The organism is Sphingomonas sp. CV7422, from assembly GCF_027945725.1.
Classification (GTDB): Bacteria; Pseudomonadota; Alphaproteobacteria; order Sphingomonadales; family Sphingomonadaceae; genus Sphingomonas; species Sphingomonas kyungheensis.
In genome coordinates this window covers 2,367,250-2,388,444 of record NZ_CP115900.1, presented here as the reverse complement: position 1 = coordinate 2,388,444, position 21,195 = coordinate 2,367,250, and the positions used below count along the sequence as shown (strand labels likewise).

At 65.3% G+C, this 21,195-nt stretch carries 16 protein-coding genes and 1 tRNA gene; 5 read left to right on the top strand and 12 right to left on the bottom strand.

Annotated features, from left to right (window positions below):
• Positions 1 to 97 precede the first annotated feature (97 nt).
• Positions 98 to 3,226 carry a family 78 glycoside hydrolase catalytic domain gene (locus PBN85_RS11495; RefSeq protein ID WP_271299073.1) on the top strand — a complete coding sequence of 1,043 codons (3,129 nt, stop codon included), beginning with the start codon at positions 98 to 100 and terminating at the stop codon, positions 3,224 to 3,226.
• A 17-nt stretch (positions 3,227 to 3,243) separates the two neighbouring features.
• Here the strand turns inward: PBN85_RS11495 and PBN85_RS11490 are convergent, their stop codons facing one another.
• Both PBN85_RS11490 and PBN85_RS11485 read right to left on the bottom strand, forming a co-directional pair.
• Entirely contained in the window at positions 3,244 to 4,545 is a 1,302-nt protein-coding gene (locus PBN85_RS11490; RefSeq protein WP_037534823.1) for a CitMHS family transporter, read from the bottom strand.
• Positions 4,546 to 4,974: 429 nt separating this feature from the next.
• The gene (locus PBN85_RS11485; RefSeq protein ID WP_037534822.1) at positions 4,975 to 5,814 is read right to left on the bottom strand and encodes a peptidylprolyl isomerase; all 840 of its coding nucleotides are present in this window, start codon (positions 5,812 to 5,814) and stop codon (positions 4,975 to 4,977) included.
• 87 nt (positions 5,815 to 5,901) lie between these two features.
• Between PBN85_RS11485 and PBN85_RS11480 the strand changes: the two genes are divergently transcribed.
• Both PBN85_RS11480 and PBN85_RS11475 read left to right on the top strand, forming a co-directional pair.
• Positions 5,902 to 5,992: transfer RNA gene (locus PBN85_RS11480), tRNA-Ser, on the top strand.
• 470 nt (positions 5,993 to 6,462) lie between these two features.
• Complete coding sequence (locus PBN85_RS11475; protein WP_271299072.1) at positions 6,463 to 7,527, top strand: hypothetical protein; 1,065 nt, start codon at positions 6,463 to 6,465, stop codon at positions 7,525 to 7,527.
• A gap of 71 nt (positions 7,528 to 7,598) precedes the next feature.
• Here PBN85_RS11475 and PBN85_RS11470 read toward each other — a convergent pair whose 3' ends face one another.
• The 7 genes from PBN85_RS11470 to PBN85_RS11440 form a co-directional block, all read right to left on the bottom strand.
• Complete coding sequence (locus tag PBN85_RS11470; RefSeq protein ID WP_271299071.1) at positions 7,599 to 7,961, bottom strand: hypothetical protein; 363 nt, start codon at positions 7,959 to 7,961, stop codon at positions 7,599 to 7,601.
• Positions 7,958 to 8,317 carry a hypothetical protein gene (locus tag PBN85_RS11465; protein ID WP_271299070.1) on the bottom strand — a complete coding sequence of 120 codons (360 nt, stop codon included), beginning with the start codon at positions 8,315 to 8,317 and terminating at the stop codon, positions 7,958 to 7,960. Before PBN85_RS11465 ends, PBN85_RS11470 begins: the two co-directional genes overlap by 4 nt.
• A gap of 289 nt (positions 8,318 to 8,606) precedes the next feature.
• Positions 8,607 to 10,220, bottom strand: a complete 1,614-nt coding sequence (locus tag PBN85_RS11460; protein WP_271299069.1) for a recombinase family protein — start codon at positions 10,218 to 10,220, stop codon at positions 8,607 to 8,609.
• Positions 10,213 to 10,845 carry a DUF2924 domain-containing protein gene (locus tag PBN85_RS11455; protein ID WP_271299068.1) on the bottom strand — a complete coding sequence of 211 codons (633 nt, stop codon included), beginning with the start codon at positions 10,843 to 10,845 and terminating at the stop codon, positions 10,213 to 10,215. The genes PBN85_RS11460 and PBN85_RS11455 overlap by 8 nt, the downstream gene beginning before the upstream one ends.
• The gene (locus PBN85_RS11450; protein ID WP_271299067.1) at positions 10,842 to 12,350 is read right to left on the bottom strand and encodes an ADP-ribosylglycohydrolase family protein; all 1,509 of its coding nucleotides are present in this window, start codon (positions 12,348 to 12,350) and stop codon (positions 10,842 to 10,844) included. The genes PBN85_RS11455 and PBN85_RS11450 overlap by 4 nt, the downstream gene beginning before the upstream one ends.
• The gene (locus PBN85_RS11445) at positions 12,337 to 13,044 is read right to left on the bottom strand and encodes an NUDIX hydrolase (RefSeq protein WP_271299066.1); all 708 of its coding nucleotides are present in this window, start codon (positions 13,042 to 13,044) and stop codon (positions 12,337 to 12,339) included. The genes PBN85_RS11450 and PBN85_RS11445 overlap by 14 nt, the downstream gene beginning before the upstream one ends.
• Before the next feature lie 37 nt (positions 13,045 to 13,081).
• On the bottom strand, positions 13,082 to 13,573 hold the full coding sequence (locus PBN85_RS11440; RefSeq protein ID WP_271299065.1) for a hypothetical protein: 492 nt from the start codon (positions 13,571 to 13,573) through the stop codon (positions 13,082 to 13,084).
• Positions 13,574 to 14,645: 1,072 nt separating this feature from the next.
• Here PBN85_RS11440 and PBN85_RS11435 point away from each other — a divergent pair.
• Entirely contained in the window at positions 14,646 to 14,927 is a 282-nt protein-coding gene (locus PBN85_RS11435) for a hypothetical protein (RefSeq protein WP_271299064.1), read from the top strand.
• A 319-nt stretch (positions 14,928 to 15,246) separates the two neighbouring features.
• On the opposite strand, the gene PBN85_RS11430 is transcribed toward PBN85_RS11435, so the two are convergent.
• On the bottom strand, positions 15,247 to 15,690 hold the full coding sequence (locus tag PBN85_RS11430) for a hypothetical protein (protein ID WP_271299063.1): 444 nt from the start codon (positions 15,688 to 15,690) through the stop codon (positions 15,247 to 15,249).
• 160 nt (positions 15,691 to 15,850) lie between these two features.
• On the opposite strand from PBN85_RS11430, the gene PBN85_RS11425 reads away from it, so the two are divergent.
• On the top strand, positions 15,851 to 19,384 hold the full coding sequence (locus PBN85_RS11425; RefSeq protein ID WP_271299062.1) for a CHAT domain-containing tetratricopeptide repeat protein: 3,534 nt from the start codon (positions 15,851 to 15,853) through the stop codon (positions 19,382 to 19,384).
• A gap of 6 nt (positions 19,385 to 19,390) precedes the next feature.
• Here PBN85_RS11425 and PBN85_RS11420 read toward each other — a convergent pair whose 3' ends face one another.
• Together PBN85_RS11420 and PBN85_RS11415 are read right to left on the bottom strand one after the other, a co-directional pair.
• Complete coding sequence (locus PBN85_RS11420; RefSeq protein ID WP_271299061.1) at positions 19,391 to 20,200, bottom strand: hypothetical protein; 810 nt, start codon at positions 20,198 to 20,200, stop codon at positions 19,391 to 19,393.
• Positions 20,197 to 20,652, bottom strand: coding sequence for a hypothetical protein (locus PBN85_RS11415; RefSeq protein WP_271299060.1), 456 nt, complete (start codon positions 20,650 to 20,652; stop codon positions 20,197 to 20,199). Before PBN85_RS11415 ends, PBN85_RS11420 begins: the two co-directional genes overlap by 4 nt.
• Positions 20,653 to 21,195: the final 543 nt, after the last annotated feature.

Below are 21,195 nucleotides of genomic sequence, written 5' to 3'. Positions count from 1 at the left end.
TGCGCCGGCCCATTGCGGCCGGGGGACGGACACCTGTCTGGGGGGGAATACGCTTATGCCGAATCGGCGTTCCGTGCTGCTGGGGGGCGGTGCGGGTATGGCCTTGTGGCCGCTCGAGTCCGGGGCTCTCGCCGCGGCGACGACGCCGGACTGGGCGGTGGCGGCGTTGCTGGTCGACGGCCTCTTCGATCCGCTCGGGCTGCACAGCGCCGCGCCGCGGCTGTCGTGGCAGTTGCGCAGCGAACGGCGTGGCGCGCGGCAGACCGCCTGGCGCGTCGGCGTGGCGTCGAGCCGCATGGCCGCCGAACAGGGGCAGTTCGACCTGTGGGACAGCGGCCGGATCGCGGACGATCGCTGTTTCGACGTCGCTTATGCCGGAACGCCGCTCACCGCGCGGCAGCGGGTCTGGTGGCGGGTGACGGCCTGGGACGAGCGCGGCATCGCCGCGACCTCGCCGGTCGCCTATTGGGAAATGGGGCTGCTCGCCGCGTCGGACTGGTCGGCGCAATGGCTGTCGGCGGAGACGGCGGCGCAGCGGCAGGACCGCGCGACCGGGCTCGGCTGGCGGGTCGGCCCGGCCGGCAAGGCGGGCGCGACGCAGGCGTTCCGGCTGCGCTTCACGCTGCCGCAGCCGGCGGCGCTGACCGCGCTGACCGCGTGCAGCGCCGGCAGCCGCATCTGGCTCGACGGCGAGGAGATCATCCCGCCCAAGCGCGGCGGCTGGGGCTCGCCGGGACCGCGCAGCGCGATCGCCTCCGCCGCGGCGGGACCGCATGCGCTGGTGATCGAGACTTGCAGCCGCGGCGAGACGCCGGTGCAGGCGGCGGCGCTGGTCCGCGCGACGCTCGCCGACGGCCGGACGCTGCGCTTCGACGGCGAGACGCTGGACAGCGCGCTCGCGCCGCGCGGGGCGTGGCGCGCGGGCGGCGCGGACAGCGACTGGACGACGACGAGCGCGGCCGCGGGACAGGCGGTGATGCCGGCGCGCGCGGCGACGCTGCTGCGCAAGCCGTTCCGCGTCGCCGGCCGTGTCGCCAGCGCGCGCCTCTACCTCACCGCGCTCGGCCTGTACGAGGCGGAGATCAACGGCAAGCGCCTCGATGCGGCGCTGCTCCGCCCCGAATTCAGCGACTATCGCAAACATTGCCTCTATTGCGTCGAGGATGTCGCCGACCTGCTGGTGCCCGGCGACAATGTCCTCGGCGTCCATGTCGCGGACGGCTGGTACGGCAGCTATATCTCGCCCGACGGCCGCTTCTCCTACGGCGAGCCGCCGCTGCGCCTCTTCGGCCAGCTCGAGATCCGCTACGCCGATGGCCGCGTCGTGCGCGTCGCGACCGGGCCGGGCTGGTCAGTCGCCGAATCGCCGATCACCAGCGCGACGATCTATGACGGCGAAGCCTATGATGCGCGCCGCGAACAGCCCGGCTGGAGCCGTCCCGGCTTTACGCCCGACGCGCGCTGGAGCGCGGCCGAGCCCGCCCCGCCCGCGACCGCGGCGCTGGTCGCGGCGACGGTGCCGCCGATCCGCCGCAAGGAGCAGTTGCGACCGCAGGCGATCGTCCGCCTCGCCGATGGCGCCAGCGTCGTCGACTTCGGTCAGAATGTCGCCGGCTGGGTGCGCATCGCGCTCAGGAGCCGGCGCGGGCAGACGATCCGGCTGCGCTACGCGGAGCTGCTCAACCCCGACGGCAGCGTCGACCAGAGCAATTTGCGCGCGGCGGATGCGACCGATCATTATACCTTCGCCACCGACGGCGCGGTCGAACGCTACGAGCCGCGCTTCACCTATCACGGCTTCCGCTACGTCCAGATCGAAGGCGCGAGCCAGCCGGTCACCGCCGCGGACATCACCGGCATCGTCATCCGCACCGATCTGCCCGAGACCAGCGCCCTGCAACTGTCCGCCTATGTGCCGCAGCGGCTGTGGATCAACAGCCGCTGGAGCCAGCGCTCCAACTTCATGGGCATCCCGACCGACTGCCCGCAGCGCGACGAGCGGCTCGGCTGGACCGGCGACGCGCATGTCTTCTGGGACGCGGCGAGCTTCAACATGGACACCGCCGCCTTCACCGCGCGCTTCATGCGCGACATGCGCGATGCGCAGCGCGACGACGGCGCCTATTCCGATATCGCCCCGGTCGCGCGCCGCGACCATTTCGCCGAGCCGGGCTCGTCCCCCGGCTGGGGCGACGCCGGGGTCGCACTGCCGTGGACGGTGTGGCAGCGCTATGGCGACACCAGCCTCATCGACCAGCATTGGGCGTCGATGACGCAGTTCCTCGAATCGATCCGGGCGAGCAATCCCGACCTCGTCTGGTCGCACGCGCGCGGCGTCGATTACGGCGACTGGCTCGCGCTCGACGCCAAGCAGCCGGGAGATCCGACCACGCCCAAGGACCTGATCGGCACCGCCTTCTGGAAGGCCGCCGCGGACCAGATGGCGGACATGGCGCGGGCAAGCGGCCGCACGGGCGAGGCGGCGCGTTACGCCGCGCTGGCGGCCGATCTGACGCGCGCGTTCCGCACCGCCTTCGTGCGCGGCGACGGCAGCATCGGCAACGGATCGCAGACCGGCTATATCCTCGCGCTGCGCTTCGACCTGCTCGACGCGGCGCAGCGCCGGCCGGCGGTTGCGCGGCTGGTCGCTGATATCCGGCGCCGCGGGACCTTGCTGTCGACAGGCTTCCTCGGCACGCCGTACAGCCTCGACGTGCTCGCCGATGCGGGCGAGGATGCGCTGGTCTACGACCTCTTGCTGCGCACCGACTTTCCGTCTTGGGGCTATATGATCGCCAAGGGCGCGACGACGACCTGGGAACGCTGGAACAGCGATGCCGGCGACCGGTCGATGAACTCGTTCAACCATTATGCGCTCGGCGCGGTGGTCGGCTTCCTGTTCCGGCGCGTCGCCGGCATCGCGCCGACCGCACCCGGCTTCCGCCGCTTCGTGGTGCGACCGGTGCTCGACCCGCGGATGGAGCGCGCGGGCGCGCGCTACGACTCGCGGCTCGGCCGGATCGAGACGCGCTGGCGCCGGCAGGGCAGTGCGGGGCTGAGCCTCGACCTGCTGGTCCCGCCGGGTGCCACCGCCGCCCTGTTCCTGCCGGACGTGCACGAGGCGGGAGCGGCTCCGTCGCGCTTCGCGCCGGTGGTCGACCGCGACGGCCGGCCGGGGATCGAGGTGCCGTCGGGCCGGTATGCCTTCCGCACCGGGATCGGGTGACGGGCGCGGCTCATCGATCAGCCGGCGAGCGGAAAGGCCAGCACCGCCATGCCGACCAGCGTCATCACCACGCACACCAGGGCCGCGGGCACCAGGGTGAAGCGCTGGTGATCGGCGAGCTCGACGCCGGCAAGGCTGACGAGCAGATAGGTCGAGGGGACGAGCGGGCTGAGCATGTGCACCGGCTGGCCCATCAGCGCCGCGCGGGCGATCGCCATCGGCGCGACGCCGTAATGCGCCCCCGCCTCGGCGAGGATCGGCAGCATGCCGAAATAGAAAGCGTCGTTCGAGATGAAGAAGGTGAAGGGCAGGCTGAGCGCCGCGGTGATCGGCGCCATATAGGGGCCGAGCGCCGACGGGATCAGCCCGACCACTGTCTTGCTCATCGCCGCGACCATCCCGGTCCCCGACAGGATGCCGGTGAAGATACCCGCCGCGAAGATCAGCGACACCACCGACAGGGCATTGCCGGCATGGGCGGTGATCCGCGCCTTCTGCTCGGCGACCTGGGGATAATTGACCAGCATCGCCACCGCGAAGGCGAGCATCATCAGCACCGACAGCGGCAACAGGCCGAGCACCAGCCCGGCGAGCAGCGCGATCGTCAGCGCGGCATTGAACCACCGGAGCCTGGGCCGGCGCGCCTCCGGCCATTGCGACACCGCCATCGCCGGCGCGTCGCCCGATTGGGGCTGGCGGACGATCCCGATCCGCGCGCGCTCGCGCCGCCCCAATATCAGCGCGAGCGCGACCAGCGCGGCGAGGCCGGCGATCATGCCGGGGATCAGCGGCAGGAACAGCGCCGCCGGGTCGAGCTTGAGCGCGCTCGCCGCGCGCGCGGTCGGGCCGCCCCAGGGCGTCAGGTTCATGATGCCGCTGGTCGTCATCAGCAGGCAGCACAGGTACAGACGGTTCATGCCATAGCGGCGGTAGAGCGGCAGCATGGCGGCGATGGTGATGATATAGGCGGTCGAGCCGTCGCCATCGAGGCTGACGAGCGCGCAGAGCAGCACCGATCCGACCAGGATCCTGAGCGGATCGCCATGGACGAGGCGGAGCAGCCGGTTGACCAGCGGATCGAACAGCCCGGTATCGGTCATCGTCGAGAAGAACAGGATGGCGAACAGCAGCATGACGCCGGTCGGCGCGAGCGCGGTGATGCCGTCGATCATCATCGCGCCGACGCCGCTGGCGAAGCCGGCGATCAGCGCGAAGACGGTCGGCACGACGATCAGCGCGACGAGCGGCGTCATCCGCTTGGTCATGATGAGCGTCATGAAGGTGGCGACCATCAGGAAGCCGAGCAGGGCGAGGTTCATCGCAGGAAGGTCCGTCTTGGTGGAAGATCAGCGGGGCGCGCTATCGCCGCCAAACTTCGGGGTGGGTGCGCCGCATCGTCGCTGCTACAGATGGCGCGGGGGCGACGGCCCGACCTTCCACGACGGGATCGGATCGGTCGCTTGTGGAACCGGCTGCGTTGCGATCGGCCGTGGGCGCAGAGAAGCATCGTGACGGGATCGGCCATGGTTCGAGATGATGCTTACGGCCGATCGGATGGGTCGACACGATGGCGCCCCGGTCTCGGGCACATCGCTGACGGTGGAGACGATCTCTCCCTTATAGGACGCGCCGTGCTTGCGATGGTCTCGTCGGTGAGATTTCCGGCCTCGCGCGATTGACCATGCCGTGGGCCCGCAGTGCCGGACGAGGGGCACGGCCTATCCGAAGGCATACGGAAGCGGCTGGCCTCAGCGCGCGCGACGGACCGCCGGCAGCACCTCGCACACCGCCGCCCCGCCCAGGCCGACCGTCGGCGCATCGGGATGTTCGCGCTTGGCGACGGCGGCGGCGAAGCGCGGATTGTCGGCGCGGCGATATTGGAAATGCGGTCGGCCGGCGGCCGGCATATCGCTGGCGAGCCGCACCGACACGATGCCGGTGCGCTCGGCCGGATCGGCATAGACACCCATCGGTGCGTCGCTGCGCGGCAGGGCCGACAGATAGCCCATGCCGTCGACGATCCGCCCGACGACGGTGTAATTGCGATCGAGCCGCCGCGCCGATTGGCCGATCGGCGTGAACAGCTCGGCGCCCGAGCCGGTGCTGGGCAGGGCATCGCGCGCGACGCCGACCATGCCATAGCAATGCGTCAGCCACGCCTGCCGCCCGTTGGTCGCGACCGGCCAGCCATCGGCGGTGATCCCGCTCGCGCTCGAATAGCTGTCCGCCTTGGCGAGGCGTACGGCGGGCTGGAAGCCGGCGATCTCGAATTCGGCGGCGGGGTGATCGGTGATCCCGGCGGGCAGCGGCTTTTTCTCGGTCGCATCGCCCCATTGCGCGACCCAATTCTCCTGCACGCGATAGACACTCGCATCGTCCCACCAGCGCGCCCGCGCCAGCGCACGGATGTTGGCGACATGGGCCGGCGCGAAGGCGGGGGCGAGGCGGATGACGACCTGCTTGCCCGAGGCGAGCGTCATCACCAGCAGCTCGTCATCGGGGACCGCCTGCCAGTCCGCGTCGATCGGATCGGCGGGCGTGGCGGCAGCGGCTTGCAGCGGCGCGGCGGCGAGGAGCAGGCTGATCATGGCCGCAAGATTGGCGCAAGGCGACGGATCACGCAATCACTTGCGAGCCGGCCCAGGAGCGGCTAGGCGCGCTGTTCCAGGACATGCGGAGCGGTGGCCGAGTGGTCGAAGGCGCTCGCCTGGAAAGTGAGTATACGTCAAAAGCGTATCGAGGGTTCGAATCCCTCCCGCTCCGCCACACCGTCCACCGGTGTCTGAACTACTCTGAAATTTTCGCAATTTTCTGAGGGCGTTATGCCTGCTCCAGGGCGTCTATAGACGCCCTCATCCGCACCTATGCCCCCTGTGCGATCCGATCGCGTCTCCGAGGGCGCAAATCACCGTTTCTAAAGCGGGTTACGTGCGGCGACTGCAAGGGCACGGCAAGCGTCGGTCGCATAGGATTTAGATTGGTGGTCACGAAGTTATCGGAGTACTAAAAAAAGGGGGCGTCAAAGCGCGGCCTGCGGGAACGAGGTTTTGGGTCAGCGGAGCACCAGGCGCGGCAAGCCTCATTGCGAGGCCTTCCCGGCACTCGACATATTGCAGGCGCTGCGAAGCTGGAGTGCCGGCAATGGTAGGTGCGAATGGCATGACGAGCGCGGCGTCTTGGTGGGGCGCGGGCAAGTGGTTGCCTTCGAGCAGACAAGCGCCAGGTATGCTTATCATATGGCTGGCAGCGCCAACATAGCTGCCAAAGATGACGTCCTGAATGTCGATATTACCGGCAGTCGAAGAAATCCGAACGTCGTTCGTCCAAGCTTTGCCTGCCCTGGATGTCAGGCGCCAACGCAGAAGCTCTTCTACGTAGCGGAAAAATGGGCGTGCAGAGGCTGCCATGACCTGGTCTACTTAAAGCAAAGACTTGGATCTGTAAACAAGCGTATCCACAAGCGTGATGTTCTGCTTGCTGTGCTCCAAGAGGTGCCTCAGCAGGAGCAGCGCAGACGCTGGTTTCATAACCAGCAACGTCATCTCGATCGCATCAACCGCGAACTTGCGCGCGAGGGGTTTACCTCGCTGCCACAGGAACTGCTTTTTCGGACCTATTCGGACTGGCCCACAGAAGACGTTGCTAGTGGAACCGGCGAGGCGGCGAGGCAAGGCGTTCTGCGAGTCGACGACGGTACTGCTTCGAGCTCTGATAGAGGGCTGGCGTTTTTCCGACCTCTGCCACCGGCATGCGAGCCGGCTACGCCTGGTCAGCTGGTCGGCTCGCTGATCCTCGACCGTCCTCTCTCTCCATGGCTTACCCGCCATAAAGCTGACTGCGCGAGGCAGCTGGTGCGGGATCTCAGGAAGGAGGCGGGTACTACGGCCAGCATCACGGTCCGGGAGTTTGCCAATTTGCTTGCCGAGCGGCTGGTCACGCGGCCGCTGGTCATCACCTGCGCCTGGAGCGACGTGACAAGCATCATTGGGGAGGCGGGCCGCCCAGAGTTCGTCGTGACGGCAACCTATACCGGCGACCCAACGCTATGGCGCGTTGGTCCCGGTACCAAGCCGTACAGGCGCGTCCTGCAGGCTGTGCTCGACGAGCATATCATCATGCTGCGAGTGCGACCGTCGCTGGAAGGGAGGTCAGACCCACACGCTGACCTCGAGTCGGCCCGTGACGAGGTCAGCTGCCGACTAGCGCGGGTCGAGGAAGCCCTCACCTTGTTCAACAATTCGCGTCACGATCTGGCGCTCGGCTGGGTGAGGCACAACCGGCGCCGGCTACAGAGGGCATAATCTCATTTTTGTTGTCCTGGTGGGGATCGCCCGCAAGCTTCCACGAGGGGCGATGCTGGCGACCTCACCGTTTACGCCTCATCATCCTGTTGCCACGGGTCGATCTCGTACCATCCGGCGCGCATGTAATGTTCGTGGAACACCTTTTGGGCTTGCGTCGCGGCCAGGATCCAGAAGGCAGGCATGACGATGACCAGAAGCGGTGCAAAGATCATGGAGGTGATGGTGATCACAACGAGCATGAAGAGGGCTGGGCGCCAAAGGCCGCGAAGGGCCAGGTAGAAGCCGCCAAACAGCAGCAACCATACCCAGGCAAGTGTCGGCACGGCTTCGCGCCAGCCGGTGGCCGGGTTTTCGTAGATGGCGGTGACACGCATCGGATCGAAGTAGCGCTGGCGGCGCTGCAACCGGCGGCCACCCTGGTGCTCGCTCACAGACATGCGCGCACCTCCTCGACCCGGTGACGATCGTTATCGGACCATGCCGTTTTGAACTGATGCATGACGAGGTGGGTGCCGGTCGGGATCGGCGTTGTTTCCACCATAAGGAGCGGGCAATTGTCGCCCACGACCAGCATGGCGCCGGTTTCCCGCGGCACCGACTTTGGCGTCGGACCACCGAGCTTCAGCCAGGCCGCAGTCACGCAGGTGATGATGGCATCACTACCGCGCGGACTGTCAGCGACCAGGACGGGCGCTCGCTTTTGCATGCCATTGACTGACATGGCCGGCATGCAAGCGCTGATGGCCAACGGCAGCAAAGTTGTGATTATTTTTGTTTTAGCTTTCACGAGGCACTCCCCTGTTGCAAGGCGCCTCGCGCAGCTTCGCCGATGGTCGCCCCTATGTTCCTCTCGGGGCGACGGCCGGAGCCGGATGTTGGAAACCTGCCAAACAGTCAGGCGCATGCGCCTTTACCGGCAAGCCGGCTGGACATGCGCGCATGCCACCCGGCAACAGTGAAACTGTCGACCGAGTTCTGTTTGGAGAGGTTTCCACGCCCCGCTCCCGCGTATCTCGGGAGCGGCACGGTGATCGTCTGACGTCTGAAAAGACGCAAGCGAAAACGACGTAAAAGCGTCAGTTTTGTGCGGCGAAGAGCGCGCGCTGTGCCGACCAGTCCGCCGGCAGCGGGAGCATGTCGGTCAGGCGGGTGAGGGTCAGCCACGTTGGCTGACGGCCTTCAACGATGCGGGTGACGAGATCAGGCGCTAGGAAGCCTGCGCCGATATGCTGCCTGATGTAAGCAGGTGTTACTCCAGAAGCCTTTGCCACCCCATGAATGGAAGTCTGCCGGCCGCTGGTCAGCTCGCCCAGCCAGCCGCGCGCCTGGGCGATAACTGCGATGAGGCTGCTATCCGGCTTCGGGTTGCTGTGCCCTGGCACAACCAGGCTCAGCCGAGCTTTAGCCCGGCCAAGGGTGGCTGGCGTGACGATGCAGCCGGTCTTTCCGACGAGGCCAAGCGGCTCTAGGCGAAAGGTGGTGGTGACGCCGGTTTCGGTGACATCGATCCGCTCGACCATGTCCCGAATTGGCTTATGCTTTGCCTCGATATCGTTGCCGGCGAGGGGCGTGGCCAGCGCGGCTGCTTTGGCGATTACTGCGGGGGACACGAAGTCGAGGCTTGGTAGTGCGGTGGCAAGGCGGGCAGGGGAGGTTAGCGTCTCTCGCAGCTCACCGAGAACCAGGCTGTCGAGGTCGCCCGACGGCACCCGAGTCATGGCGGAGGCATAGTAGCAATAGCGACGGTTGGCCTTGCCGGTATGCGTCGCGGTCATCCTGTTGCCAGCTGCATCGTGGACGAGCCCTGACAGGATTAGGCCCGACCCTGTCGATGTTGACCCAAGCGCCTTACGGCGGTTCGTCGCAAGGAGCTGCTGCACGGGGTCATAGAGGTCAGCTGGAACGATGCGCTCATGCTGTCCGGGGAAACGCTTGCCCTTGTGGCCGATCTCACCGGCGTAGATCGGATTGGCAAGGATGCTGTAGAGTGAGCCACGACCGAGCTTGCCGCCGCCTGACGTTCGGCCACTGGCGAAGGTACGCGACTTCGAACGGATGCCCGCCATGTCGGCAGCGGCGACAAGCGCATCGACGTTGCGATGTTTGAGGTACAGCCGAAAGAGGTCGCGCACTTGCTCGGCTTCGGGAGCGTTGATGACGAGCAGGCGGTCGACGACGTCATAGCCGAGCGGCACGGCGCCACCCATCCACATGCCTTTGGCCTTTGAAGCGGCAATCTTGTCGCGGATGCGCTCGCCGGTCACCTCGCGTTCGAACTGGGCGAAGCTCAGTAGCACGTTGAGGGTCAGCCGCCCCATGCTCGTGGTGGTGTTGAACGCCTGTGTCACGCTGACAAACGAGACTTTGCGTGCATCGAAGCGGTCGACCATGCGGGCAAAGTCCGACAAGGCGCGGGTCAGCCGGTCAACCTTGTAGACGACGACGGTGTCGATAAGCCCTGCTTCAACATCGGCAAGCAGCGCCTTCAGGCCCGGCCGTTCCATGCTGCCGCCAGAAAAGCCACCATCATCATAAGCGGTGAGAATGAGCTGCCAGCCTTCATGCTTCTGGCTGGCTATATAGGCCTCACACGCCTCACGCTGCGCATGCAGCGAGTTGAAGGACTGTTCCAGGCCTTCCTCGCTCGACTTGCGGGTATAGACCGCACAGCGGATTGTCGGCTCAGTCATGACGACGAGGCTTTGGCGGATAGCTGCGGCGCTTCCTCAGACCAAAGAAGAGCAGGCCGTTCCAATGCGTGCCGGTGATATGCTTGGCGATCGCCGACAGCGAGCTAAACACGGCCCCTTCGTAGCGGAAGCCGCCTTCTTCGACGGCGACGATGTGGTTGCGGCCGCCGTGCGCCTTGATGAGCTGGCTTCCAGGCAGCAGCTGACTTGCGGCGGGGGGTAGTGCGGCGGCCGTGCGGGCGGTGGTGCGATTGCGAGAGGAGGGCGCCGCCTTTCTCGACGATGCTGCTGTATCTGGCGTTGCTGTCGCAATAGAAACGTCAGCATCGTCGATCAGTGCCGGTGCCAAGCTAATGGCATCGCTATTCGCAGTAGCGCCATCCTTCTGGCCAACGCCGCGCCGTGCCAGCGCATGCTCGGCAGCAAGCTTGAGGTCGTGCACGACGGCCAGCGAAACATCGCCATGCTGCATGGCCTGCTCACGCCAGGCGACCGCCTGCTCGATCAGGCTTGGCAGTCGCTGAGGTGCCGGACAGCCGAACAACACGGTCCAGCGCACGTTACTGTCCGATGATCCGGCACTCGACGTCAGCGTTGCCGGCATGGCCGGTGAGGCCTTGCTCATTCTGCTTCGCTCGCATCAGTAAGCCGGTCCGCAGCATCGCTAAGTCGCCTGCGCCAAGCGAGACGCTCCAGCCAATGGTCCGGGATGGCGCTGGCGCCGTAGAGGGCGCCAGCAAGCTGCCCGGTGATGGCGGCGGTCGTGTCGGCATCATCGCCAAGGTTGGCGGCAAGCAGCACCGCATCGGCAAAGCTGGAGGTGCGAGCAACACACCACAAAGCCGCTTCCAGCGAATGCGCGACATAACCTGAAGAGCGTATGTCGCGGCGCGACTTGCCTCGCCAACTACCCGCTACGATAGCCGCAATGGCGGGCGCATCGCTGCTCCGCTGCGCAGTCAGTACATCGTGACGTGCCATGCCTGAGAGGGCGTCAGCCAGCAGTTCGGCATAGGCAACGCAGCCAGCGATGGCTTCCGGCGCGGCATGGGTGGTGCGGCTTTGCCGCGCGGCAACGTCGGCGAGCTTCGTGCGGTCGCGCCAGTGGCGCACGGCGATAGGAGCAAGGCGCATCAGCGAGCCATTGCCAGCGCTCATCGGATCATCGCTGCCGGCATAAGGGTCGAGATCCCGCTCGAAGCGCGCCAGCGCCTGCCGCGTGGTGACCCCGATATCGAAACAGCGACCGGTGCAGCTATATTCGCCCTCGCGCCACCAGCTGACGAAGCGGCTCATCAGATCACGGGCATCGAGGTCGGGCGCTTCACCGAGGCTGTCGGCAACCGCGAGCGCCATTGCCGTGTCATCGGTCCATTCGCCTGCGCGAAGCTTGAAGGGGCCGCCGCCGACCATATCAGACACCACCACGCCGCTATCGCGCCGGGCAAACTCCAGTGTTGTCCCAACTGCATCGCCCACTGCCAGTCCCAGCATCGCGCCAAGGCTGCGGTCGCGAATGCTGGCCGCCGAGCGATCTGGCTGCGCTTGCGGTAGCGGCGTTAGCGCCAGCACATAGGCTTCCTGTGCCTTGGTCTCGACCGCACCGGGGCGTACCCCACGAACGGCGGACAAAGCCGCGGCGGGTGACCAGCCAAGATCTACAAGCAGGCGCGAGGCAATTGTGCCTGCGCGGCCGAGACCGCCCTTGCAGTGCACCAGCACGTTGAAGCCAGCTCTCAGCTGGTCGCGAATGCCTGGTCCAATAGCAGCCCACGCCGTTTCAAATGCAGGTGAGGGCAAGGACACATCGCGGATGGGAAGGTGGTGCCACTCCATCGCGGCGGCCTGCACTGCTGTCCCCAACCCCGTAACGCCGAGGGCGGCTAGCTCGTGGTCCTCCACCAGCGTGATGACACTTGCGGCGCCCCAGTCAACGATAGCCGCAACATCAAGAGCAAGGTCGCGTGCCCAAGCGCCCGTGGCGCTATGCGGCTGCTGTTTGCCGGGGCAGAAGGTGATGCCAACGCTGCCAAGCCCCGGACCTGCGGCAACGATCGCAATCTGCAGAGGGTGAGACACGCTGGTACGCGCTTTGGCTGTCTGGCCGCGCATCGGTTTAGTCTGTGGCATGATCGCTTCTCCTTGCGCGATACAGTTCGGCCGGCCGAAAGCCCTTGCCGGTCTCCATCTCTCCGGTGGCTTCGAGGCGGCCGCTTTCGATGAGGCGTTTGCGAAACGCCGGCTTGTTCAGCGTCTGGCCACGAATAGCCTCGTGGAGCGCCTGCAATTCGCGCAGTGAGAAGGTGGCCGCGAGCAGGCCAAAGGCCCAGTCATCGCGGTCGAGGTCGCGGCGGAGATCCGACAGCGCGCGGGCGATGATGGCATCATGGTCGAAGGGCAAGGTGGCGCGGCGCCCGGCCGCGGTGCGCACGCTGCCACCGGTGATGGCGAGTAGCTCGCATCCGCCAAGCGAGTCGCAGGCTGCCGCCATGGCCTCAGCATTAACCACGGCCATGTAGCCGATGCTGACGATGCGCATGCGCGGATCACGGTCGACCGCGCCAAAGGCATGGAACTGCCGCACTGGCGCGTCGAGACCCGCCTTGTCGCGCAACGCACGCTGAGCCGCTGCACCCAGCTCCTCATCTGCACGGACAAAGGTTCCGGGGAGGGCGAGCCGCCCGCGCGCGGGCTGTTCGGCGCGCTTGTTGAGCAGAACGTGAAGCGCGCCGTTGGCGAAAGTGAGCGGCACGATGTCGACCGCAACCGCCAGGGGCGGGAATGCGGTGGGGTCGTAGCTCGCGAGGAAGGTGGCATCATCCATGACGACGTTAGTTAGACGTCAAATGGATATACGTCAATTACATATCATTGGCCACGGTGCATTCGATGATGGCTCTCGCTTCCTCAGCCTGCTCCTCGTGGATGATCCTAGATTGCGCGAGCGTGCTACGAACCTCACCCAGAGCCTTTTCTATGCCCCGCTTGAAACCGTCGTAATCTTCAACATCGATGTACTGGCGTATGCGAACAACAGACGGGCCGATCTTACCATGGTAGCCGAAGGTGTCTGGCTCTACCATCTTGTTGCGCCAGTAAAATTTGCTTCCCTGGTACGGAACTTCAGCTTCATGGAGGTGAGCTGACATGAGGGAATTGTATTCGTTCCAGAAATCGCGTCGGATCAGCTCAACACGTATAGCGCTAACGGGGCAGATGACGAGAGGCTCGATTGCGAACTCCTCAATCAGAAGCGCTTGCAATACGTCAGGCTCTAGGTCAGGCTGACTTACGCGCAACTCCCGCATGCGCTCTTCGACGTTGCGCGGTAGCCTCTGCAGTACCTTGTACACGAGGTGAGGCGTGGCGAAGAGCCGCCTTCCCAGAACTTCAATGCCTGTCTTTTCCCTCATACGGCGACATCGTGGGGTGCCACGGGTCTGAGAGCAAGCCATCAGATTAAAAGGTGAGCCGGCTACTCCCTTCGATCGGTGCGCGTCGTCGGGCTGAAAGCCACCGCCGCGGCAATCATCCTCGGGCGTTGCAAATGGTGGAAAGCCTCCTGTCCGCTCTCGGGAGGCGATCGCCGGTAAGCGGCCACTCGTTCAGGGAGCGGGGCAGGGACCTCGAACGCCTCTGGTTGGTGGAAACCGGCCTGTCCGCTTTTCGGCGGTGATGACAAGATAGCGGCCGTCTGCTCAGGCGGCGGGGCAGGGGCCTCAGACGTCTTCGGATGATGGAAGCCGCCGGTCCGCTTTCCGGCATCGATCGCGACAAAGCAGACGTCCGGTCACACGGCAGGGTCGGGCTAGAATGCCGGAGTGGTGGCGAGCAGAACAACCGCTCTCGTGACCTACCCGCGTAAAGTAACATTCGTTACTATAGTGGGAAAGATAGCGCACATTCGGCCTGCCGCTTGTTCTAGCTTCGTCCTTCACTAAGTTACGACCTGTGAATTTTTTGGGTTTCGCATGATGCAGATTACCAACCGAGGCACGCCATCCACTCCGCTGACGCTTGGCGTCTCAAAAGACGTGTGGCCTCAAGCGGCACCCGTAAACCTCATACAAAGGTCGATCGCGGAAACGGCACTAGCGAATTCGGAAGCCTCTCATGGACAGCAACCACGACTTAGCGACGACGATGTCCTAGCATACTGGGACCGGATGCTCATCTCGTTCGTCTGAAGTAAGCCGACCGAAGTCGCACCACACCGGCGCAACCGTGGAAGATGCCTCATGCACTCGTTCAGAGCACAGCAATATGGTGGCAGCTGATGTGCCAGTCGCTGCCTACGCGGCGGGCCCACATCGTCCTTCGGGTGCTCTTCGGCTCGGACTCTCCGCGAATGCTGTCCGGAGACTTGGATATAAGCTGATCGTCCGGGACGGGCTTGCCCGTATCTCCGGCTACAAGCAATTTGGCTTGCGCTACCGCTACGCCCAACTGTCATTTTCGGCAAACAAGATTGCAGAGCTGACCTGGTTTTCCGATGGCCGTGCGGCCTGTGCCAGCCTCGAGCTGGCGACTTACCGGTTTTTTGGGACGCCGATCCGCGAAAGCGCCACCGGAAGCCATTTCGGCGCAGCATGGCGCATCTCAGACGGCGTGAGGCCGCAATGGGCGCTTTACAGAAGCCTAACCACAGACGTCGGTTCGTCCTGCTGGTATATCGAGACCACCTCCGTTCGTCCGCCCCTCCCATAGCGGGCATGATCAAAAATGGGTCCATCTTCGACGCCGGACGCCCCGCCTAGATCGTCCAGGCCTCAACGGGCAGAGACAGATAATGGCATGAAAAGCGGCCCGCAGGAACTGGGTGTAAAACGCGGGGCTGTTCCGTTCCGATGCGGAAGGTCGTCGGACGGCTACCGAAGGTTCTTCTTCATCAAGCAGGTCATCAATCCAAGCACCGGGCGACGCCAATCGTCCCTCGTCTCAATTTCTTCCGCCTCGCGCATACACTGGCGACGCGAGAGATGTTCCCCTCAGTCCCTATCCACGTGATACGAAGCCGTTGCGAATTTCAGCGCTTCTTGCAAGTCGCTTCCGTGATCCAAGTGTTGTCGGTCATGAAGGTCTTGGAGCCAAGGGCGCGGCTGGACCAGTGGATGCTAAGAACCTCGGGCTGAAATTCGATAAACTCGATCGCGGCGTTCACCTCCCCGTCCCCCAGCAGGTATCGCTCCTGCTTGAAGAGGTATAGCTCTGGGGGCTGGCTGGCCTCGATCGAGACGTGGATCGGCGTAGGATCCTCAAGCGTCGAAATCGTGCCGCCATCCAGATCAATTTTGAGTTCGGCGCGAAATGGCGCAGGTCGACTGGTCGGAACGACATCCTTGTCGTCGGTCAGCTTCGCGGCTGCCTTCGTTCCGACGCAGACCAAGTCGTATCGCGTCTCCTGCGCCTCGGCCGGCAGGATCCACCACGACGTCCACGTGAACAGCAGCATGGCGATCAGCCTACCCATCGTGGCTCCCTTCCAGCCCGCCACGGACACGGCCCACGGCGACTTGAGCAGTTCGCATCCGGCTTGGCAGACGCGCCGACTTGCCCCATCATCAATCTAGCATATTCCGACCGGCGGCCGGCTGGAAGAGGCGAAATCCACCGAGAACGCCGGAGCGCAGATGTTCCCTGCCAAGACCGTTCTAGCGATGCTACCTGCCGCCATAGGTCTCTGCGGCCTACTGCCGCCCCACCCGGTCGCGGCGATCCAGCATAAGCAGCGGTCCGAGGCGGACGAGACGGCAAAGATCCGCGCCGAGCGGGAGTTGAAGGAGACGTTCGACGCGGCCGGCCTCCCGCCGGAGTTGTCACCCCTGCGCAGTCGGCTTGAGGACGCGTTCGCCCGCCGGCTCGCCGACGGTCTCATCAAGGCAAGCTCCACCTACTGGAGCACCATCACGGCGGAGGGGCGCGCCTATAACGTTGGAGAGGACGTCCTTGCCGCTTGTCGCGCGGCCGCGGCACAGTTGAAGGACCTGCCGGCTGGGGGCGGCCCTGCCGCGATAGCCGAGCTGCTGAATCGTATCGCGCGGGCGAAGACCGACTTCGTCGCCCACCACCCCGACACTGACGGCTTCGCGTCGGCGACCTTCAGCGAACTGCTGCAAGACATTCGGGCCCTGTCGCCCGAGGCCGGGCCGAAGCCCGAGCGTCCCGCCCGTCGGCCTCTCGAGACCTTAGGCGAGGATAAGCCCGAACTCGCCGCGGCGATGAACGCCGCGACTGCGGCGTTCAGGGCGGGGCGGCTAGCCGAAGCCGAGGCCGGCTTTCGAAGCATCGCCGCCATTCGCGAGAAGACCGTCCCCACAGACCGCTATCTCGCTGCCACGCTGAACGATCTCGCTGCGGTACTCTATCGCGCGGGCAAGCCGCAAGAGGCCGCATCGACCTCCCAGCGGGCTCTGGAGCTCAGCCGTCGTTTCTTCGGGGAAGAGAGTGAGCCCACCGCCACGGCCTACGTCAACGCCGCGGCTGCCCTCGTCGAGCTCGGCCGCAACGAAGAGGCGCTCGATTGGCTGGACAACGCCCGCGAAATCCGACGCAAGGTGGCTCCGAAGGGTAGATACGAGCTTTCTGTGATCGATAACGCCACGGGCATGGTCTACCAGAACCTCGGCAGACCCGAGGAAGCCAAGGCGTTTCTGTTCGCCGCCTTCAGGACCAGGAAGGAGATTCTAGGAGACTACGACCCGGCGACCGCAACGACGGCGGACAATCTCGGTCTCGTCCTGGACGACCTAGGCGACCTTCAGACCGCCTACCAGCTCCATCTCGCCGCGCTGCGCGTCCGCACCGCGCGTCTAGGCCCAACGCACCCCGACACTCTGATCTCGCTCGGCAATCTTGCCCGGACGGTATCTCGGCAGGGGAAGACGCCCGAGGCCGAGCGCCTCTACCGGCAGCTGGTGGCGGCCCAACGGTCGTCGAACTCCAACGGCATCGTCGAGGCCACCGCCCTCGACAGCCTCGCGCAGCTGCTGAAGCGGCGGGGCGAGCTGGACGAGGCGGAGCAGTGCGCGGGAGAGGCGCTGACGATGTTCAAACGCCTGCTCGGTGACGCGGACGCCCGCGTCGGGAACAGCTACAACACGCTGAGCGGCATCTATATCGAGCGGGCCAGGTGGGGGGAGGCTGCGGACGCCGCTTCACGAGCGGTTTCGATCCGCGAAAAGGCGTTGGGAACACGCCATCCCCTCATCGCCGCCTCCTACAACAATCTCGGCATCTCGCTCATCGGCCTGCATCGGAACGAAGAGGCCGAGGGCTATCTGCGCAGGGCGATCGCCATCGATCAGGCCGCCCTCGGTCCCGACAGCCCGCTACGCATTCCGGCGTTGACGTCGCTCGCCACCTCACTCGCGACCCACGACCCCAAGGGCGAGGAAGTGCTCCGGATCTCGCGTGAGGCGGTTGCACTGGCGCGTGGGCAGGTCCGACGCGCGTCTGCTCCCGGAGGATCGCCGGGGGTCACCGCCTCCACGACGACGGACGACGATCCCACGGCATTCGCGTTCGCGACGTTTCTCGACGTTTCGACCAGACGTGGAAGCGGCGAGGCGATTCTGACCGACGAGTCGTTCCAGGTGATGCAGGATCTTGTGAACTCCACATCGGCCCGCGCTCTCGCTTTGGCTGCGGCGAGAGAGGCGGCCAAGACTCCCGCGCTCGCCGCGATGGTACGCCGCAAGCAGGACCTCGAGCAGGAAGCTCGCAGCATCGACGAGAGAGAGCTCGCTGCCATCTCCAGCGAAAACGTCCTCGCAGGGCAAGTCGACATGGCGAGACGGACGCAGGTCGCCGAGCAGATCGCCTCGATCGACGCAAGCATGTCGAAGGCCTTTCCCGACTATCTGCAGCTCGCCAGCCCAACCCCAAGGCCTCTCGCGCAGACTCGTGCGGCCCTCCGACCCGGAGAGGCGGTGATCGTTCTCGTGCCGCTACTTCAGGACGTCTACGTGTTCGTCCTCTCGCAGACCCGAGTGGCGAGCTACAGGGCACTCGGACAGAGAGGAGCCCTGACGGCCCGCGTCCGAAAGCTCCGATGCAACGTGGACGCGTTCAACTGCTCAGGCGTCGCCCTGGGCGCGGACGATGCGTCGGTCTACGATCTCGACGCCTCATACGGCCTCTACCGCACCCTGATCGCTCCGGTGGAGGACGCCCTGCAGGGAGTGAACAGGCTGTACGTGGCTGCGACGCGGGAGTTGGCCGATCTACCGCTGGCGCTCATTTCGACGAGCGAGCCGCCGCCGGGGGGCGATCGGACGGCCGCTTCCGCGTTGGAAGGCGTCTCGTGGCTCGCGGACCGGTTCGCCTTCACCTACATCCCATCGGTTTCAGCACTGACCGGCAGCGGAAAAAGCGCCAGCGCGCGAGCGGGCGTCAACTTCGTCGGCTACGGCGATCCGACCCTATTAGGCGAGGGAGAAGGATGCGGGCGGGCCGCCCCCACGACGGCCGCGTCGCCGGCGGCGAGTTCCTCGAAGGCGAACGCCGACGCCCTGCGGACGCTCTGCCCTCTGCCAGGCACCCTCGTCGAACTCACGGCGCTCGGGCGCGCGGCAGGCGCTACCGGGGACAGCATACACGTCCAGGACGCGGCGTCGGAACGGGCCTTCCGGGCCGATCGGACGGTCGCCGAAGCGCGCTTCCTGGCCATCGCTACTCACGGATCGCTCGCCGGCGAAGGGCGGGGCGCCGGGTTCACCGAGCCTGCACTCGTGTTCACGCCGCCGGCGTCCGGCGTCGACTACGATGCGGACAACGACGGCGTTCTGACCGCGTCCGAGGCGGCGCGGATGACGTTCTCCGCCGACTGGCTAATCCTCTCCGCCTGCAACACTGCCTCCCCTCAGAACGATGTCGGAGGCGACAACCTTTCCGCGTTGTCACGTGCCTTCATCTATGCGGGCGCACATGCGCTCCTCGCAAGCCACTGGCGGGTCTCGGACGCTTCGACGGCGGCCCTCACCGTAGAGGCGATGCGGCAGAGGGAGAGCCGTGGAACAGGCCGCGCCGAAGCGCTCCAGTTCGCCATGCGTGCCGTCCGCATCGGTCGCACAAGCGACGGAAGCCCCGTCCCCGGATGGTCGGAGAAATGGCGCCATCCGAGCTACTGGGCGGCGTTCACCGTCGTCTCACGGGAAGCCGACTGATGCGAGTCAAAGCTTGCCGATGCCGAAGTAGATGGCGCCCCCCGTGGTGGCGATGGTCGTCACGGATGTCGCATACCTACTCAGACGCTCGATGGTCGGGGGCGACAGGACAGTCACGAGCGATCGCCCGATGAATGCGAAGTTGCTCTTCAAAAAGGCGTTCTTCGGATGGTCCGGCAGCCGTGCGCGAAGATACAGCACCGCGAGCAGCATACCCGTCGTAAAGCTGAAGAAGACGCTGAGGGCGTAATGGAAGTCCTGCAGCCACCCCGCCTTCGTCTGCGGAAGCGGCGACATGAACGCCTCCATTCCCGGTACGAATTCCGCAGAAAGCCGCACGGACCAATACGTGCTCACTCCCATGACGATCACAGAGACAAAGGAAGCGATCAGAAAAGCGGCGCCCCAATAGATCAGGCCGCGCTTTGTGCGGGCGATAGCGAGGAAGCCGAAGGGGAGAGGTATAAGCAGCGTGGCGAACAGTAAGGCAACCGGGTGCAGCCCGAGGTGCAGAGCAAAGAGGTAATGGGCGCCGATAAGGAGAGCCGTCGGCCCCAGCGCCAACCCGGCTAGATCAGCGACATCAACGGCGATCGCCGTTCCTTTCGGCGCCGATCGTTCCGGCTCGATCTTCGGCGGAGCGGTCGTCGCCAAACTATCTGCCGCTGCGAGCCGCGACGTCAGATCAGCGACGGCCCGTTGGAGGTCGGCTACCTTGCGCAAGATGTAAACCTGGTTCGTCAGGTCGCGTGTGCAATGCCGGCACGCAAGAGCGTCATCGTCGATCTCAGCGATACAGAACGGGCACTCGATCATTTCGCAACGGTCAGAGTGTAAACCGCCAAGCGACTGTCGCCGTTGCTGTCGGTGACGGAGATCAGGAGTGGAAACCGTCCGGCCGGCAGTGTCATGACTGGCAGATCTATGCCACCGGAGGTGATCGACTTTCCAAGGCGCGAGGTCAAGTCGACCGAGGGCTGCTTCATAAGGTGGACGGCGACCGCCGATGGGGCGATCGTCGCGCTGTTGCTCGGTACGAATGCGACCTTGAAGTGAAGCGGCGACGTCAGCGGCCGGCTGAGATCCTGCGGCGTCGGTGAAAGCAACCGGATCGCCGGACCTGGAAATAGGCTGCGCCGCGGCTCGATAGTGGCGTCGGGTCGTGCTGCTTCTTCGGTTGTGACGAGAGGCTGTCCGACTTTAGGAGCAGGCTCGTTCATCGGCCCAAGCAAAGCGGACGCTGCTAAGCAGAGCTTCACGAAATCCATGTACCCTCGCCTCGTATAACGGATCGCGCGAACTCGTTACCAACGATCGCCTGTGTATTCTGCTCGAGGGTAGCCACCGTAGCAAGGCCTTCCTCTAGGTCGTCTACTCGGGCCGCCGGATCGGTAAACGTGAGGTACGCCTAAACGTAGGAGCCACAGCCCCTTATCAAGGTCTACGTTTTCCACTGAGATCGATTGAGGAGCTGCCTGCCCGCTTCCGGTTGACCCAGCGTGGTAAGCTGTTGTCGGTGCAAGGGAGGGGAGCTCGGGCGCCTGCCGTGGTGGAAACCGGCCCGTCCGCTTTTCGGCGGTGATCACGACATAGCGGCCATTCGTTCAGGTGGCGGGGGAGGGGCCTCAAATGCCCGTCGATGGTGAAATGTCGCCAGTCCGCTTTGGGATGGCGATCGCGAGAAGTGGACGTATTCGTCCTTCGGGGCGGGGGGCCAAATGCCTGCCGGTGGTAGATAACGGCTCGTCCGCTTTCGGCTGGCGCCCGGCGCGATCGGACATTCGTTTAGTGGTAGGGCAAGTGGCTCGATC